Origin of the sequence: Serratia sp. P2ACOL2, from assembly GCF_003691565.1 — a bacterium.
Classification (GTDB): Bacteria; Pseudomonadota; Gammaproteobacteria; order Enterobacterales; family Enterobacteriaceae; genus Serratia; species Serratia liquefaciens.
Map to the genome: position 1 here is coordinate 1237656 of NZ_CP033162.1, position 16213 is coordinate 1253868.

Below are 16213 nucleotides of genomic sequence, written 5' to 3' on the forward strand. Positions count from 1 at the left end.
TCGGGGCACTTTTGAGACTTTTACGGGTGATCCGAGCGGTAATGCGCTTTACACTGGATAAAAGCCAATTTCCATTTTATTTAGCGTGCAGCATTATTCTGCGCCTTGAGCCTATTTGAGGTTATATGAACGAGTCACACGTACTTGCTGAAGTCAGTAATGAGAACCAGACGCTGGTCGCGGTGGTTCAGCAAGATCACCGGGCTGCTTATTTTTATATTTACCCTACAGATGAAAATAGCGAGCGTTTTCAGGTGCGCGCTTGCTGGCTGCGTAACCTGGCCGCTGCGCCGCAGCAGGAAGACAGCGCGGCACTGGCGCTGGGGCAGCCACCGATGCTGGCGGCCGAGTTTTGCCGCAATCTGGAAGGGGAAGCGCCGCTGAACCCGGAAGGGCTGACGGTGGTTTGGACCGAGAGCGACGACGGCGCGGCACTGTGGTATTACGGCCAATTGCTGGCGGTGATCCCCGGCTGGAGCCTGTATATCGACCATTCGGTATGTTATTCCGCCAGCTGCATTAAAGAGAGCCCGCTGGCTTATCCGCTCGGTTCCGCTTCCACCAATACCCAGTATGCACTGGCGGAAAGTACCCGTCAGTTCTGGCGCAGTTGGCAGCGGGAGGAAGGGAATCCCTGGCCCAAGATGCAGAGCGATTATCAGGCGCATTACGAGCAGCATTTTGGCCCCTCGGTGAAATACTACGCCATCGATCAGGGCAAGTGGCCGCCGATGGCGATCACTCAGCATGAACGCGACGGCATCTACTATTTCCTTACCCTGGGTGTCAGCATCCGGCCGATGCCGTGGGTAGAGATCCTGTTTAACGACGACGCCTCCCGCTATCGCCGTATGGAAATGGGTATCGCCATCGACGGTCAATACATGACCGAGGAAAATGCGATACAGATGGCCAGCGCGTTGGCCGGTTTCGCCCACGTGCCCTGGTCAAAAATCACCTGGTTTGGCGAAGGGCATACCCTGGAGTCCGAAGTTGCGCCTCAGGGTTATGAGGGCTACGTGCTGTCTTCCTCCTTTTATCCGTATCACGAGCATCTGAGCTTGCCGAAACAGTATGGCGATCCGGTCAATATTTTCTGGGCCAGCCCGGTATTTGAAGCCGAGCGTCTGCTGGCGCATGCGACGCCGAATGGGGGGCATGAGTTGGTTAACAAACTGCGTGAGCAGGGCGTTGACCATATCTTCCGCCCGCGTCAGCCGGTATGCTGAGACGGAATTTATTCTCTGGAGCCAATCATGAAGTCAGCGCTGTTGGTTATTGATGTGCAGAAAGGGTTGTTTACACCGCCGCCGGCGGATGCCGAAGCGACGATCGTTCGCATTAACACCCTGAGCGCCGCTGCCCGTCAGGCCGGCGTGCCGGTGATTTTCATTCAGCATCAAACGCAGCATGATGAGTTGGCGCACGGCAGTGACGCCTGGCAACTTGATCCCGGTTTGCAGGTAAAGGCCGGCGATCATCGGGTAGAGAAAACCACGCCGGACTCATTCCTGCGTACCGGATTGGGGCCGCTGTTGATTGCGAACGGTATCTCGCATCTGGTGGTTTGCGGCTATTCCACCGAATTTTGCGTGGATACCACCACTCGCCGCGCCGCAGCTCTGGGTTACCCGGTGACGCTGGCGGCCGATGCGCATACCAGCCACGACAAAGCGCATGCCTCCGGCCTGCAGATCCGCGCCCATCACAACGCCACACTGTCGAATATCGAAAGCTTTGGTGTCCTGATCGACGCACTGCCAACGGCAGAAATTCGTTTCTGACGGCCAAATAAAAAGCCCGGAGCGATCCGGGCCTATCAGGATTACTTCAATCCGGCTCTGCGTGCCGCCACTTTGGCCAACGCCGACCAATCCAAATCTGCGTCGCCTTGCGCCACCGCGTCGAGGAAGTTGTCCTTCAGCACGCTGGCGAACGGCATTGGCGTGTGGCTGTTGGCGCCGGCCTCCAGCGCCAGGCCGACGTCTTTCATCCCCAGGCTTAATTTAAAACCCGCAGGTTCAAACTTTTCTTCGGCGATCAACCCTCCATAACCCTTGTAAGCCGGAGAGGCAAACAGGGTACTGGTGAGCATGTGCAGATAATCCGCGCCGGAAACGCCGTAGTTGCGCACCAGAGCACTGCCTTCCGCCATCGCCTCAATGGCGCTGGCCAACGTGAAATTGGCGGCGATTTTAACGATGTTGGCCTGTTCGGGCTGGTCGCCAAAATGCCAGGTCTGCTGGCCGAGCACCTCAAACAGCGGCTGCACTTTGGCGAGCAACAGCGGATCGCCCGCCGCCAGAATATTCAGCTTGCCGGCTGCTGCTACGTCCACTCGCCCCAACACCGGTGCGGCGATATAACCGACGTTGCGCTCCGCGTGCAGCAACGCCAGCCGTTTGGCCAACGCCACCGAGACCGTCGCCATATTGATGTGAATCGCTCCCGCCCGCAGCTGTTGCAGCAGCCCGCTTTCCACCACTACCTGCTCGGTGGCGGCATCGTTGGCCAGCATGGTGATCAGTACGTCCACCTCCGCCAGTTCTTCCGGCTGCCGAGCCTGCACGGCCCCGGCGCTCACCAAAGGCTGTGCTGCCTGGGGCGAACGGTTCCATACCTTTACCCCATAGCCAGCCTGCAACAGGTTGGCGGCCATCGCGCTGCCCATACCGCCCAGGCCGGCAAATCCGATCTTCATATCGCGTTCCTTTTCTCAGGTTATCTTCCTTCACCCTAACGCGACGCTCGGAGAACGCAAATGGCGGAATGTAACGCTTTCTTAACCGACCCGCGCCCCCCCGTTAATCGAGGTAACGGTTCCGGTGATGAAAGAGGCCTCTTTCGAAGCCAGCCACAGCGCGGCGCTGGCGATATCCTCTACCCGGCCGGTGCGCCCCATCGGTGTTTCGGCCGCGATGGCGTCAATGCGATCCTGCGGCAAACCGGTACCGAAAAAGCGAGTATCGGCGATAAAGCCCGGCGCAATGGCGTTAACCGTGATGCCTGCTTCGCCCAGTTCGCGTGCCAGGCTGAGGGTAAAACCTTGCACGCCGGCCTTGGCGGCAGAGTAGCCCAGAGCACCGGCGCTGCCGCTGCCGCATTGGGCGGCGATCGAACTCAGGTTGATGATGCGACCGCCCGGTTTACGCAGGTGTGGCAACATCGCCAACGTAAACAAAAAGGTACTTTTCAGGTTTCCGTCGATCACCGCGTCCCATTCCTGCTCGGCCTGCGCCAGGGGCGTATCGGCGGCAATCACCCGGGTAAAACCGGCGTTGTTGATCAGCACATCCAAAGTGCCGAGATCGGCTGCCAACTGGGCGGCCACTTCTTCCACCGCGCCACGTTGGCTCAAGTCCGCCGCATAATAGCGGGTGCCGTGGCCAATTTGCTGCGCCGCCTGTTGCAGGCGTTGAGGGTTACGCGCCACGATGGCGATGCGGTAATCCTGTTGTGCCAGTTTCTGGGCGATGGCCAGCCCAATACCGCTGGATCCGCCGGTAATCACTGCTGTACGTTGCGTCATAGCTGATTCTCCTATGCCCGTGGTCCACGCCGGAATGGCGCAGCACTTGAGGGTTCGGAAAGTATTGGCTTTCGCTATCGATACATCCAATACTCTATTTATGCTTCCAAAATACGAAAAAGGTATCACGTGATTGAGCTACGCCAACTGCGGCAATTTGTCGCCGTCGCCGAAGAGATGAGCTTTCACCGCGCTGCCGAGCGATTGCACATGGCGCAGCCGCCGTTGACGGCCGCCATCAGAAAGATTGAGCAGGAGCTGGGTGTCCCGTTGCTGGAACGCGGCAACCGAATCACGCGCATCACCGAGGCTGGGCAGGTGTTTCTGATCGAGGCGCGGCGGACCTTGGCGCAGTTTGAGCGCACCCTTGGCAATACCCGACGTGCGGCGCGTGGCCTGACGGAATCGCTACGGTTGACCTTTGTCGATAGCACGGTCAATGCCCTGCTGCCGGGGATCCTGCGCCAGTTTCGTCAGGCGCACCCGCAGGCGGAGTTCCATTTGCAGGAGGCCACCACCGCCGAACAGCTGATCGCGCTGCGCGACGATCGCGCCGATATCGGCATGGTGGTCCTGCCGATAGCGCCGCAGGATGAGCTGCAGATTCTGCCTTTTTTACAGGATCGCATGGTGCTGGCGCTGCCGGATCACCACCCTTTGGCGACGCAACGGCACGTGACGCTGAGCGATTTGGCCGATCAGCCCTGGGTGCTGTTTCCGGCACATTATGGGCCGGGGATGCACGCGGCGATTTTGCAGGCCTGTGCGGTAGCGGGGTTCAGCCCGCGTATCGTGCAGGAAGCTCGGCAGATGCAAACCATCGGCGGGCTGGTGGCCGGTGGGGTGGGGATTGCACTGATGCCGGCTCTGTTTGCGGTACTGAAATCACCCGGTGTGGTGTTCCGCGAACTGAGTGGCGCAGGTAGCCCGGTGCCCTATACGTTGGCGCTGGCGTTACGCACCCCTTCACCGCTGATCGAGGCATTTTGTCGTATCGCCGGCGAACAGGCGGCGGCCTGGCAGCGTGCGGTTATTGACAACCGGCGCAGTGGGGGGATACCTTAAAAGCATGAATATGCCGATGCACTCCACTCACAGCCAGTCTTGGTGGCGCCTCCTCTGAAGGCGGCACGGGTATTCACACCTCTTTTCAATGCCGCCGGTTCTGGCGGCATTTTTATTGCGTTGATCCGGTGGTGTATTTACTTTCAGGAGCAATGCAATGAGCTACACCATTTTGACCGGCGATCGCGCCACCGGATCCCTGCATTTAGGCCACTACGTCGGATCCTTGCGCCAGCGCGTTGAGCTGCAACAACAGCATCAGCAAACGGTGCTGGTCGCGGACCTGCAGGGGCTGACCGATAACGGCAACAATCCGCAAAAAATCAGCGCCAACGTGCTGAATCTGGTCGCCGACTATCTGGCGGTCGGCATCGATCCGCAGAAAACCACGATTTGCCTGCAATCTGCGCTGCCGGCGCTGGCTGAGCTGACCATGTATTATCTCAATCTGGTCAGCGTGGCACGGCTGGAGCGCAACCCCACAGTGAAAAGCGAAATTATCGAAAAAGACTTTTCCCGCAGCCTGCCGGCCGGTTTTCTGGTGTACCCGGTCAGCCAGGCGGCGGACATCACCGCATTTGGCGCGACCCACGTGCCGGTTGGTGACGATCAGCTACCAATGCTGGAGCAGACCAACGAGATCGTGCGGCGTTTTAATCGCATCGTTGGCAGACCGGTACTGACGGAATGCCAGCCGTTGTTGAGCAACGTCGGCCGCCTGCCGGGGCTGGATGGGCAGGGCAAGATGTCGAAATCGCGCGGCAACACCATTACTCTGGGCGCCGATGCCGAGCAGGTGCACAAGGCGGTGATGAGCATGTTTACCGATCCTGGTCACCTGAACGTTAAGGATCCCGGCCGCGTGGAGGGCAATATGGTGTTCACCTATCTGGATGCTTTCTGTGAGGATGCCGATCTGGTTGCCGATCTGAAGGCGCATTATCGTCGTGGCGGGCTGGGGGACATGAAAATCAAACGCCTGTTGGAAGATTGCCTGCAAAGCCTGCTGGAGCCAATTCGTACCCGTCGGGCCGAGTATCTGGCCGACAAGGGCGAGCTGTTGCGTATTCTGCAGCAGGGCACCCAGCGTGCCGATAAGATCAGCAAGCAGACGCTGGCACAGGTGAAAGGCGCGTTGGGGCTGGATTTCTTTAGCCTGTGTTGAACGCACGCCCTCAACGGTGGGAGAGGGCGGCGGAGTGAAATCCTTAGGCGGCGCTGTCAACGATCGGGTGTTTAACCACGAAGATATACGACAGCGCACCTATCAGGGTGAAGCAGGAACAGAGGATGAGCGCCAGGTTGAAAGAGTGGGTGGTATCGAGGATCCAGCCGGTGACCACCGGCGCGAACGAAGCGAAGATAAAGCTGGCGAAGTTTTGAATGCTGCCGACGGAGGCCGTCATGCGCGAGGTTACCGCCACGTGGATCAGACCCCAGCAGGAAGTGCCGGCAAAGTGGATACAAAACAGCGCCATGCCGATCAACAACACCGCGCTGTAGGTGGTGGTAGCCTGGGCAACCACGGCGGTAAAGGACGCGGACAGCAGCATGCCGGCCACAATGCAAATTTTGCGGCTTTTCAGCGGTGCCATTCCGCGCCGAACTAAAAAGTCGGTGACGAAACCGTTCGACAACATACCGGCGGCGCCAAACAGGAAGGGGATGGCACTCATTAGCCCGGTGCTTTTCAGGTCCAGATGGTAAGTGGTTTGCAGGTAACCCGGCAGCCAGGCCAGATACAGCCAGGCGGTGTAGTTGATGCCGCTAAAGCCGATCATCATGCCCCACATGGTGCGGTTTTTGAATAGCCCACGCCACTCGCGAAAGTTCATCGGTTCAGGCCGCGCGCTGACGCTACCGGCGTTCAGATAGGCCTGTTCCTGAGCACTCAGGCTGACGTCCTGCCGGTTGCGGTACAGCATGTACCAGCCGATCGACAGGGCGATCCCCAACACGCCGATGGTGATGAACATACCGCGCCAGCCGAAGGCCAGCATCATGGCCGTGAGGATCGGCGGGCTGATCGCCAGCCCGATGGTCGAAGCGGCATTGAAAATGCCCATGGGCATGCCGCGATCTTTAATGTTGAACCAGTCATTGATCACCTTTACGCCGCACGGATTCATTGGCGCTTCGCCGATCCCCAGCCCGATACGTACCCAGATAAACTGGGTGAAGTTATGGATCATGCCGGACAGCGTTTGAAACAGCGACCAGACAAACATCCCGATCCCCAGCATCAGACGTGGGCCTTTTCGATCCAACAGCGGCCCGCAGGGCAGTTGGGCGATGCCGTAGGCCAATGAAAAAGCCGACAGCAGCAAGCCGATTTCGGTACCGCTCAGCCCCATTTCTTCCCGAATGGTGGAGTTCGCCACTGAGAGCGAGCTGCGATCGAGAAAATTGATTATTGCCGCCAGAAATAGCAACAACATGGCCATAGTTTGGATTTTTTTAATTTTTGCCGAGCGGACTAACATGCCCTCCGGCGGAATAGGAATTATGTTATCGGAATAGGGATCCGTTTGTGGTTTGCCGCTATCGACGGTATGGGTTCTTTCCATCTTTCTTTGCCTCCAGAATTTCGCATTAATAATATTTATTATTCCGGGTATTCCCCTGGGAAGTGCATTAGCAGGTGGTCGGCAGTAAGCCTAGTGGGCGAAATGGAGTTGGCGGTGTGTTTTGTCGCGGTTCCGTGCAGCAGCCAATATTTTGCTGCTTTTTATCGGTTTTAAATGCTGTGGGGGTGTTTTTTATCAATAAAGAACGCCACCCCGAATCAGGCGATGCTCTGATTGATCGAGCGGATCATGGACTGCTTGGCAGTGTCCAGATGGCGGTGCAGGCCGTTGATGGCTTCCTGATCGTTACGGCAGATCAACGCGCTGAGAATGGTCATGTGTTCTTCAATGGCGACGATATTGCGCTGTTTTAGATCGGTTTCATCCCACTGGTAGTGGAAATGGAAAATCACGGAAATGATCTCCAGCGACTGGTTGAAGAACGGGTTGTTGGCGGCGGAGAGGATCAGCCCGTGGAAATCGCGATCCAACTGGGAAAACAGGCGATAGTTGTCGCTGATGTTTTCCCGCAGTTGGCGGTGACGGCTCAGCAGTTCTTTGGCCTGCAGCCAGCGCTCGTCGTGCATCGGCAGATTGATAAAGTGGGAAAGGGCGTGCGTTTCCAGCATCTGGCGCAATTCAAACAGCTGTTCGGCGTAGCGTTGATCAAATTTCTTCATGCTCCACTGACCGCGCCGGACGCTGTCGATCAGGTTGTAACGGCTGAAGTGCAGCAGAAACTCCCGCACCACCACCGGGCTCACGTTGACCGCACGCGACAGCTGCAGTTCGCTGAAGGTATCGCCGGCGCGCAGCTGCTTTTGGTTGATCATTTGGTAGAACGCCTTTTCAAACTTTTTCCCCTGTTCGTCAAGAGAAAGGCTCTGGCAGTCGAAGCCATCTTGCGGCAGTGCCCGGCGTAAAATAACGTAGTCATCGCCGACTTTTTCCAGCACGCCACACTGGGACAAGTGCGCCAGCGTATGGCGCACGGTGGTGCGGCTGATATTGTACATTTCGGCCAGGGCGGCCTGAGACGGTAGCGGCGAGCGCAGGTGGCCGTTATTGATGCTGTCGATCATCTGGTTTACCACGTTTTGCCGCAGGTTTTGGGTTCTGCTCATGCTGTGCCTCAGGTGTTTTTTATGCATTTAAAACCAATTTAAATCGGTTTATTTAGCGATACCTCACAGATTTGTCTGAACATATCGGCGGCGCTCCGGTTTTTATTTAATAACCTCCTCATCATTAGTGGAGGAAAAACGATGACAACAATGAAAACCTTAGTGTGTGAGCAGCCGACAAAATTAGTTTATCAGCGGCGTCCGGTGCCTTTTCCTGCCGCGCAGGAAGTGGTGATCAAAATAATCACCGTCGGCATTTGCGGCACGGATATTCATGCCTGGTCCGGTCATCAGCCTTTCTTCAGTTATCCACGCGTATTGGGCCATGAAATATGCGGTGAAATTGTCAGCGTCGGCAATAACACCACTGACTGGCAGGTGGGCCAGCGGGTGGCGATAATGCCGTATATTTCTTGCCACCGCTGTGGCGCCTGCCAAAGCGGCAAAACCAACTGCTGCGAGAATATTTCGGTGATGGGTGTTCATCAGGATGGCGGTTTTTGCGAATACCTCAGCGTGCCGATCGGCAACCTGCTGGCGGTAGACGATGTGGCTCCTGAAGCGGCGGCGCTGATTGAGCCCTTTGCCATCAGCGCTCATGCGGTGCGCCGTGCCGGAATTGCGGCGGACGATCAGCTGCTGGTGGTGGGCGCCGGGCCTATCGGGCTGGGCGTCGCGGCGATCGCCAAAGCCGATGGCGCGCAGGTGGTGGTGGCGGATACCAGCGCCGAGCGTCGGTGGCACGTCGAGCAGGTGTTGCAGTTACCAACGCTTGATCCGCAGGATGAACGCTTTGATGCGGCGCTGCGCGGCCAGTTCGACGGCAAATTGGCCGCCAAGGTGATTGACGCCACCGGCAACCCGCAGGCGATGAACCACGCCGTCGATCTGATTCGCCACGGCGGCAGCATCGTGTTTGTCGGCTTGTTTAAGGGCGACCTGCAGTTCTCCGATCCGGAGTTCCATAAAAAGGAAACTACCCTGATGGGCAGCCGCAACGCGACCAGCGAAGACTTTGCCAAGGTGGGGCGGCTGATGGCGGCAGGGAAAATCACCGCGCAGATGATGCTTTCACACCATTTTGATTTCGATACCCTGGCGGAGCATTACGAAGCGCAGGTGATCAACAACAAGCAGTTAATTAAGGGTGTCATTCACTTTCAATAAGCCCCAGCGGGAAATGATGGCACGCGTCATTTCCCGGCCATAAAAGCATCATCCCGTTGTCATAAACTTATCCGTTAATAGGTGCCCATAATGATTAGTCACTGAAACCAGAGAAATCATATGGCTCAGGCACTGTTAAAACTGGCACCAACCGATTTTCCAGGGCAGCAACCGGTTCAACTACAAAAAGTGTTATCGGTTAAAGGTTTGGGAAAAGCGTATAAATCTCAGCATCGCGTGCTGGATGACATCAACTTCGATCTGCACGTCGGTGAATTCGTGGCGGTGATCGGGCGTTCCGGCGCCGGCAAATCCACCTTGCTGCATACCCTGAACGGCACCATTCCTTCGAGCTGTGGCGAGATGCTGCACTTTGAGGATGACGGCGTAGCTCAGGATATCGCGCAGCTTTCCCCTCGTCAGATGCGGCAATGGCGTGCCCGCTGCGGCATGATCTTCCAGGACTTCTGCCTGGTGCCACGGCTGGACGTGATGACCAACGTGCTGTTGGGGCGACTGAGCCACACCTCGACCCTGAAATCCTTCTTCAAACTGTTTGACGATACCGACCGCGCCCGTGCTATCGAGCTGCTGCAATGGCTCAATATGTTGCCGCATGCCCTGCAGCGCGCCGAAAACCTGTCAGGCGGTCAAATGCAGCGAGTGGCGATCTGCCGCGCGCTGATGCAAAACCCCAAAATCCTGCTGGCCGATGAGCCGGTGGCGTCGCTCGATCCGAAAAATACCCGTCGCATTATGGATGCGCTGCAAAAAGTCAGCGAAAACGACATCGCAGTGATGGTGAACCTGCACTCGGTCGAGTTGGTAAAAGAGTATTGCACCCGGGTGATCGGCATTGCACAGGGCAAGATCGTGTTTGACGGCCACCCTTCGCAATTGAACGAACGGATACTGCACCAGCTGTACGGCGAGGAAGCCAATCAGATCCATTAACCACCAGAACCTTTATCTTCACTTTTACCTTTACACACACAAGGCATTGTAATGAAAAAAGTATTGAGTCTGACCACAGTGATGGCCGGCGCGATGATGGTATTTAATGCTGCCGCAGCGGATGCACCTAAAGAACTGAATCTGGGCATTCTTGGCGGACAGAACGCCACCCAGCAAATCGGCGACAACCAGTGCGTGAAGCAGTTCCTGGACAAGGAACTGAACGTGGACACCAAGCTGCGCAACTCGTCTGACTATTCTGGCGTGATCCAGGGCCTGCTGGGCGGCAAAATCGATCTGGTGCTGAGCATGTCACCGTCGTCGTTTGCCTCGGTCTATATCAAGGATCCGAAAGCGGTAGATATCGTCGGCATCGCGATTGACGACGTAGACCAATCTCGCGGTTACCACTCCGTGGTAGTGGTTAAAGCCGGTAGCCCGTATAAAAAGCTGGAAGATCTGAAGGGCAAGGCCATTGGCTTCGCCGATCCGGATTCCACTTCCGGTTTCCTGATCCCGAACCAGGAGTTCAAGAAACTGTTCGGCGGCACGGTAGACAATAAATATAACAACGCCTTCTCTAGCGTCACCTTCTCCGGCGGCCATGAGCAGGACATCCTTGGCGTGCTGAACGGCCAGTTCGAAGGCGCGGTGACCTGGGCGTCGATGATCGGCGACTACAACACCGGCTATACCAGCGGCGCGTTCAACCGCATGATCCGTATGGACCATCCCGATCTGATGAAACAGCTGCGCATTATCTGGCAGTCGCCGCTGATCCCGAATGGCCCAATCCTGGTGAGCAACTCGCTGCCGGCTGATTTCAAAGCCAAGGTCGTGACGGCCATCAAGAAGCTGGATAAGGACGATCACCAGTGCTTCATCAAGGCCATGGGCGGTAAACAGCACATCGGTGACACCACTCTGGCGGAATACCAGAACATCATCGACATGAAACGTGAGCTGACCAAAGGCGACCGTTAATGCTGACGGGGCTCGGCCTGGCCGAGCCCCGCTGAATTCCTCACGTCGGAAACCTATTTTGAATACAGATTTTGCGCACTACTACCAACAGATCCGCAGCAAGCAAAAGCGCGAGACGCTGTTTTGGTCGCTCGGTCTGGTGGCGCTCTACCTGGGCGCCGGCAGCATCGCCGAGTTCAACCTGCACACCGTGTGGGTCTCCATTCCTCACTTCTTTGATTATCTGGCGGAAACCATCCCCACCCTGCATTGGAATCTGCTGTTCGCCGATGGCCGCACCGAAGGCTCTTTGGCCTACTGGGGCTATCGGTTGAATATCCAACTGCCGCTGATTTGGGAAACGCTGCAGCTGGCGCTGGCGGCCACCATTCTTTCGGTACTGGTGGCGGGGGCGCTGGCATTCCTGGCGGCCAATAATACCCACAGCCCGGCGTCGTTGCGGCTGGCAATCCGAACGCTGGTGGCGTTTTTGCGCACCATGCCGGAGCTGGCCTGGGCGGTCATGTTCGTGATGGCGTTTGGCATCGGTGCCATTCCGGGCTTTTTAGCCCTGGCGCTGCACACCATCGGCAGCCTGACCAAACTGTTTTATGAATCGATCGAAACCGCGTCCAACAAGCCGGTACGTGGGCTGGCGGCCTGTGGCGCGACGCCGCTGCAGCGCATGCGGTTTGGCCTTTGGCCGCAGGTAAAACCGGTCTTCTTGTCGTACAGCTTTATGCGCCTGGAAATCAACTTCCGTCAGTCGACCATTTTGGGGCTGGTGGGGGCGGGCGGCATCGGCCAAGAGCTGATGACCAATATCAAACTCGATCGCTATGACCAGGTCAGCATGACGCTGCTGCTGATTATTCTGGTGGTTTCGCTGCTGGACTATGCCTCGGGCGAACTGCGCAAACGGGTCGTGGAGGGGAAAAAATGATCACAGCACCAACGCTCACGGCGGAAGGAATGCAGGCGCTCAAGCAGCAGCATCCGGAAATATTCTCGCAGCAGCGTCGCTACCTGCGCACCGTCGGCATTATCGCGGTAGCGATCGCGCTGTATTACCTGTTCTTCTTCCAGTTTTTCGGCATCTCCTGGCCGCAGTTCGTTAACGGATGCCATCAGCTTGGCCGCTATTTTATGCGCATGTTCGTCTGGCATGATTTCGTCAACTGGCCGTTCATGTACTATTTCCAGCAGATTTTCATCACCATCGGCATCGTGTTCGCCGGGACCATTACCGCTTCGCTGATCGCCTTGCCGCTGTCGTTCTTCGCAGCGCGCAACGTGATGTCAACGCCGCTGTTGCGACCCATATCGGTGGTGGTGCGGCGGTTTTTAGATATTTTTCGTGGCATCGATATGGCGATCTGGGGGCTTATTTTTGTCCGCGCGGTTGGTATGGGGCCGCTGGCCGGGGTGCTGGCGATCGTGATGCAGGACGTTGGTCTGCTCGGAAAACTGTATGCGGAAGGGCATGAGGCGGTCGATAAATCCCCGAGTCGTGGTCTGACGGCGGTGGGGGCCAACGGCCTGCAAAAGCACCGTTACGGTATCTTCACCCAGTCGTTCCCGACCTTTCTGGCGTTAAGCCTTTACCAGATTGAATCCAACACCCGCTCGGCGGCAGTGCTGGGCTTTGTGGGGGCTGGCGGCATAGGGTTGGTGTATGCGGAAAACATGCGGCTGTGGAATTGGGACGTCGTGATGTTTATCACGCTGATCCTGGTGGTGGTGGTGATGATTATGGATAAGGTGTCGTCGATCCTGCGTAATAAATACATCATCGGCGAAGACATTCCGTTGTATCAGCAGAAAAGCCAAATCGATTAAGCCCCGACACTATTTCACTGGCGGTTGGACATATTTGGCTTCTGATGCTGCGTTATCCACTTACAAGATTAACGCAGCGTATAAATAGCCAGGTAATTATGATTAAGGCGCAATGTCACCGTTGCGCCTTTTTATTTTATGGGATTTATCCCCCTCGCTGTTCTATGTGTTGTGTGGTACTTCAGTAATCGCTATCGATTAGTGCGTAAGTGCATTCTTAATTATTTTATCCAGGTCTGTTAGAGGACAAAATAACCTTGAGGAATGCAGGATGCCAACTATCACTAAATCAAAATCACTTTATACTTTGACGCGACCCGTTTGGTTAGATGCTGCGGGCATGAGCAAAGGGATTGACCACGATCGTCAACATCTGGGGATTATTCTCGCCGCCGGCCAAGTGGTGCGAGTTCGCCAGACCAATGCGGCCTTTAGCGGCAAGCTGAAGCTGCGCTTGCTGAACGACGACAGCAAAACCGAGGCCGAATTCACTATCGGCAGCAGCTGGGTTGAGGCCAGCGTGAAGGCCGTATCCGTGCCGTTTATCGACACGCCATACGCGGCTGGGGCGCCCGTCGTGGAGGTTGAGTACCCGGACACGTCGAAAATCTTGCCGGTCTACCGTAAAGGCGAAAACGAAACGGCGTTCTTCGCCCGCTGGGATAATCAGGATGCGGAATTTGCACTTGTCGAGTCCGACTACGCGGCGCTGCTGGTGCCAAAAATCAGCAAAAAAGAGCTGAAGGCGCTGGGCGAAGCTAAAAACATCGACGGCCTGATCGCCTATTACGATCGTATTTTCACTTTTTATAATGCGCTGGCGGGGGTGTCATTCGAGGCTGAGAATGCTTCGGATCTTAATATCAAAAATCGCTACTTTATTAAGGCCGATAAAAATGGCGCCGGCGCTGCTTATTACGGTGGTCGTTGGACGGCGGAAACCAGTAATTCGGTCAGCAGTTTCTGGCTAACCCCGAAAGACAATAACTGGGGAAGCCTGCATGAAATTGCCCATGGTTATCAGGGCCATTTTATGGGCGATAAATACTTCGCCACCGGTGAGATGTGGAACAATATCTATGCTGCCTGTTATCAGGACGTGATGCTGGGGGCGCGCAAATATCAAGAAGGCTGGTTGTATGCGCATGGCGATATGGCCGGCGTGGAGAAGGTTATTGTCGATTTTATCGCCAAAGCTACTCCGCTTAATCAATGGGACCTGCGCTCGAAACTCTACTTTGCGGTTCTGATGGTGGATAAGGCGGGCAAAAATGCCTTCACCCACTTTAATCAGCAATACCGTAAACGTTGCAACACCCCAGGCTTTGTTCCTTCCGAACATGCGCTGCTGGATATGCTCAGCGAAAGCTTTGCGGTCTCCGGCGAGCAGATTGACGTTACGCCATTTATCCAACTGGTCGGCGGCTACGTCACACCGGCCCAGCAGAAGCGTAATGTCTTTAGCCATGCGAAAGCGGTTTATCCTCTCTATCAATTGGTTGCCGCGCAGGATCTCGATGCGGTGAAAACGCAGTTGAAGCTTGACTCCACCCTGCGTCTGGTGGATTCAGCCCAGTTAAAGGCTACCGGTCTGAAAGGCAACGTTACCCTGAGCTTTGACATTGACGATTTCGCCCAGATTTACGGCGAAGATCTGATCCTGCTGGAAGGGGCACGTTACGTTCGCAAAATGCGGATCGACAGCTCAACCCTGGTGCTGAAAGAGCTACCGATTGGCGTTTATACCCTGCGACTGCCTACCGGCAAAGACCGGAAGTATCAGTTGGCCCAGGGTTACCTGGTGCTGAAACAGGGCGATAACGCGCTGAAGCTCGGCTTGGTTAAAAAAGTTGCGTCGCCGATCGCCACGCAAGAAATTAATCTGTTGGGGCTGAGTGATGCCGTTTTCGCCACGGTTGTGGCCGATCGCGGCAGGGGCAAAGTGGTGATTGACGTTACCAGCAAGGAACCGCACTCTTACTTCCCCGGAGAGACCTATGCCAAAATCACCCTGCGCAATGCACAAGATGCGGTGATCTTCAGCAAGGATATCCAGGGTACCGCCGCGAGCCTGAGCCATGATGAGTTGCCTCTTGCCGTCGGCGACAAAATTGAAATCTATCATGTGGAGCCGGGACGCGTACGGGTGGCACCGGCCTCTCCGGATATCATTGATAATAAAAATAAAACCAACGTATTGACGATCACCCAATACGGATTGAAGAACGAAACCTTGTCGGGAGATCCGCAGGCAGCTCTGTTGGTGCGTCTTGAGGCAGCGGTACAGCGTCTGCGTGAATACCGTCAGGCCTATTTAGCGCCGTTCAGTGAGTTTAAAGACGATATCTATCTGGCGATCAATACCTTCGACAGCCCACAGCGCGAGCAGTTATCGGCAAGCTATCAGGACTGCATTCCGGCTCACAATACCCGGCCGGGAGATCACCTGGGCAATGCCTTTACCATTGCCGGCAAAGGCATTGGCGATCGTCAGTTCCTGACCGGTACGGTCGATTTGGTGAAGAAAACTTTCACCCTGTCGATTGGGGCAGGGATTGCACATCATTACTTCACGGATGTTTATGCGGCCGTTAGCTACACGGATGCGGAAGGTAACGTGCTGTATAGCGATGAGGTGGTGGGTAACCAGGAGCAACAGGCTCGTTCGGTCGTGTTGCCAATTTCCGGCTACGGCGGCGAGGTGATTCAACTGCGTCATGAGGAACCGGATAACCGCCTGATTATCACCAACGAGATGCAGCATGTCCGGCTGGCTGAAAAGGGCAAGCAGCAGAGCTATTGCCTCACGCCGGTAGGGCTGGAACGGATTACTGAATAACCTATACCCGTCATACTTGAAGCTGCCTCTGTGTTGGCTGCGCTCACTTACCCGAATCACTTACTACAGTAAGCTCATCGGGATGCGCTCCCTTGCCGCCTTGATGCAACTCCAATTATTTAGGGTATATATATGGTGCCGGTTTGATAACCCAAAAGCCAAATTG

Annotated in this window: 14 protein-coding genes; 10 read left to right on the plus strand and 4 right to left on the minus strand. The window is 56.0% G+C overall.

Annotated elements, in window-relative coordinates:
- The first annotated feature begins 125 nt into the window (after positions 1-125).
- Together EBA31_RS05955 and EBA31_RS05960 are read left to right on the plus strand one after the other, a co-directional pair.
- Positions 126-1229, plus strand: coding sequence for a suppressor of fused domain protein (locus tag EBA31_RS05955; RefSeq protein ID WP_122077727.1), 1104 nt, complete (start codon positions 126-128; stop codon positions 1227-1229).
- Between the two features lie 27 nt (positions 1230-1256).
- Complete coding sequence (locus tag EBA31_RS05960; RefSeq protein ID WP_122077729.1) at positions 1257-1784, plus strand: cysteine hydrolase family protein; 528 nt, start codon at positions 1257-1259, stop codon at positions 1782-1784.
- Positions 1785-1825: 41 nt separating this feature from the next.
- Here EBA31_RS05960 and EBA31_RS05965 read toward each other — a convergent pair whose 3' ends face one another.
- Both EBA31_RS05965 and EBA31_RS05970 read right to left on the minus strand, forming a co-directional pair.
- Positions 1826-2701, minus strand: coding sequence for an NAD(P)-dependent oxidoreductase (locus EBA31_RS05965; RefSeq protein ID WP_020825821.1), 876 nt, complete (start codon positions 2699-2701; stop codon positions 1826-1828).
- Positions 2702-2782: 81 nt separating this feature from the next.
- Entirely contained in the window at positions 2783-3529 is a 747-nt protein-coding gene (locus tag EBA31_RS05970; protein ID WP_122077731.1) for an SDR family NAD(P)-dependent oxidoreductase, read from the minus strand.
- 129 nt (positions 3530-3658) lie between these two features.
- Between EBA31_RS05970 and EBA31_RS05975 the strand changes: the two genes are divergently transcribed.
- Together EBA31_RS05975 and trpS are read left to right on the plus strand one after the other, a co-directional pair.
- Positions 3659-4594 (plus strand): LysR family transcriptional regulator, encoded by a 936-nt coding sequence (locus tag EBA31_RS05975; RefSeq protein WP_020825823.1) that lies wholly within the window; start codon positions 3659-3661, stop codon positions 4592-4594.
- Positions 4595-4751: 157 nt separating this feature from the next.
- Positions 4752-5759, plus strand: coding sequence for a tryptophan--tRNA ligase (trpS, locus tag EBA31_RS05980; protein ID WP_046374185.1), 1008 nt, complete (start codon positions 4752-4754; stop codon positions 5757-5759).
- A gap of 43 nt (positions 5760-5802) precedes the next feature.
- Here the strand turns inward: trpS and EBA31_RS05985 are convergent, their stop codons facing one another.
- Together EBA31_RS05985 and EBA31_RS05990 are read right to left on the minus strand one after the other, a co-directional pair.
- Positions 5803-7161, minus strand: a complete 1359-nt coding sequence (locus tag EBA31_RS05985; protein ID WP_122077733.1) for an MFS transporter — start codon at positions 7159-7161, stop codon at positions 5803-5805.
- Between the two features lie 218 nt (positions 7162-7379).
- Positions 7380-8285 carry a GntR family transcriptional regulator gene (locus EBA31_RS05990; protein WP_046374183.1) on the minus strand — a complete coding sequence of 302 codons (906 nt, stop codon included), beginning with the start codon at positions 8283-8285 and terminating at the stop codon, positions 7380-7382.
- 141 nt (positions 8286-8426) lie between these two features.
- Between EBA31_RS05990 and EBA31_RS05995 the strand changes: the two genes are divergently transcribed.
- From EBA31_RS05995 to EBA31_RS06020, 6 genes are all read left to right on the plus strand, one after another.
- Positions 8427-9452 (plus strand): zinc-binding alcohol dehydrogenase family protein, encoded by a 1026-nt coding sequence (locus EBA31_RS05995; protein WP_122077735.1) that lies wholly within the window; start codon positions 8427-8429, stop codon positions 9450-9452.
- 120 nt (positions 9453-9572) lie between these two features.
- Positions 9573-10406 (plus strand): phosphonate ABC transporter ATP-binding protein, encoded by an 834-nt coding sequence (phnC, locus tag EBA31_RS06000; RefSeq protein WP_020825828.1) that lies wholly within the window; start codon positions 9573-9575, stop codon positions 10404-10406.
- Between the two features lie 51 nt (positions 10407-10457).
- Positions 10458-11390 carry a phosphonate ABC transporter substrate-binding protein gene (gene phnD, locus EBA31_RS06005; RefSeq protein WP_020825829.1) on the plus strand — a complete coding sequence of 311 codons (933 nt, stop codon included), beginning with the start codon at positions 10458-10460 and terminating at the stop codon, positions 11388-11390.
- 58 nt (positions 11391-11448) lie between these two features.
- Positions 11449-12312, plus strand: a complete 864-nt coding sequence (phnE, locus tag EBA31_RS06010; protein ID WP_020825830.1) for a phosphonate ABC transporter, permease protein PhnE — start codon at positions 11449-11451, stop codon at positions 12310-12312.
- Positions 12309-13208: a phosphonate ABC transporter, permease protein PhnE gene (gene phnE, locus EBA31_RS06015; protein ID WP_041414326.1), complete on the plus strand. Its 900-nt coding sequence runs from the start codon at positions 12309-12311 to the stop codon at positions 13206-13208. The genes phnE (EBA31_RS06010) and phnE (EBA31_RS06015) overlap by 4 nt, the downstream gene beginning before the upstream one ends.
- A gap of 271 nt (positions 13209-13479) precedes the next feature.
- Positions 13480-16047: a putative mucin/carbohydrate-binding domain-containing protein gene (locus EBA31_RS06020; RefSeq protein ID WP_122077737.1), complete on the plus strand. Its 2568-nt coding sequence runs from the start codon at positions 13480-13482 to the stop codon at positions 16045-16047.
- The last annotated feature ends 166 nt before the right edge of the window (positions 16048-16213 follow it).

Bases quoted from the DNA above. Each gene is read 5' to 3' on its own strand.
- EBA31_RS05955 (WP_122077727.1), top strand. From the start codon at position 126: ATGAACGAGTCACACGTACTTGCTGAAGTCAGTAATGAGAACCAGACG.
- EBA31_RS05960 (WP_122077729.1), top strand. From the start codon at position 1,257: ATGAAGTCAGCGCTGTTGGTTATTGATGTGCAGAAAGGGTTGTTTACA.
- EBA31_RS05965 (WP_020825821.1), bottom strand. From the start codon at position 2,701: ATGAAGATCGGATTTGCCGGCCTGGGCGGTATGGGCAGCGCGATGGCC.
- EBA31_RS05970 (WP_122077731.1), bottom strand. From the start codon at position 3,529: ATGACGCAACGTACAGCAGTGATTACCGGCGGATCCAGCGGTATTGGG.
- trpS (WP_046374185.1), top strand. From the start codon at position 4,752: ATGAGCTACACCATTTTGACCGGCGATCGCGCCACCGGATCCCTGCAT.
- EBA31_RS05985 (WP_122077733.1), bottom strand. From the start codon at position 7,161: ATGGAAAGAACCCATACCGTCGATAGCGGCAAACCACAAACGGATCCC.
- EBA31_RS05990 (WP_046374183.1), bottom strand. From the start codon at position 8,285: ATGAGCAGAACCCAAAACCTGCGGCAAAACGTGGTAAACCAGATGATC.
- EBA31_RS05995 (WP_122077735.1), top strand. From the start codon at position 8,427: ATGACAACAATGAAAACCTTAGTGTGTGAGCAGCCGACAAAATTAGTT.
- phnC (WP_020825828.1), top strand. From the start codon at position 9,573: ATGGCTCAGGCACTGTTAAAACTGGCACCAACCGATTTTCCAGGGCAG.
- phnD (WP_020825829.1), top strand. From the start codon at position 10,458: ATGAAAAAAGTATTGAGTCTGACCACAGTGATGGCCGGCGCGATGATG.
- phnE (WP_041414326.1), top strand. From the start codon at position 12,309: ATGATCACAGCACCAACGCTCACGGCGGAAGGAATGCAGGCGCTCAAG.
- EBA31_RS06020 (WP_122077737.1), top strand. From the start codon at position 13,480: ATGCCAACTATCACTAAATCAAAATCACTTTATACTTTGACGCGACCC.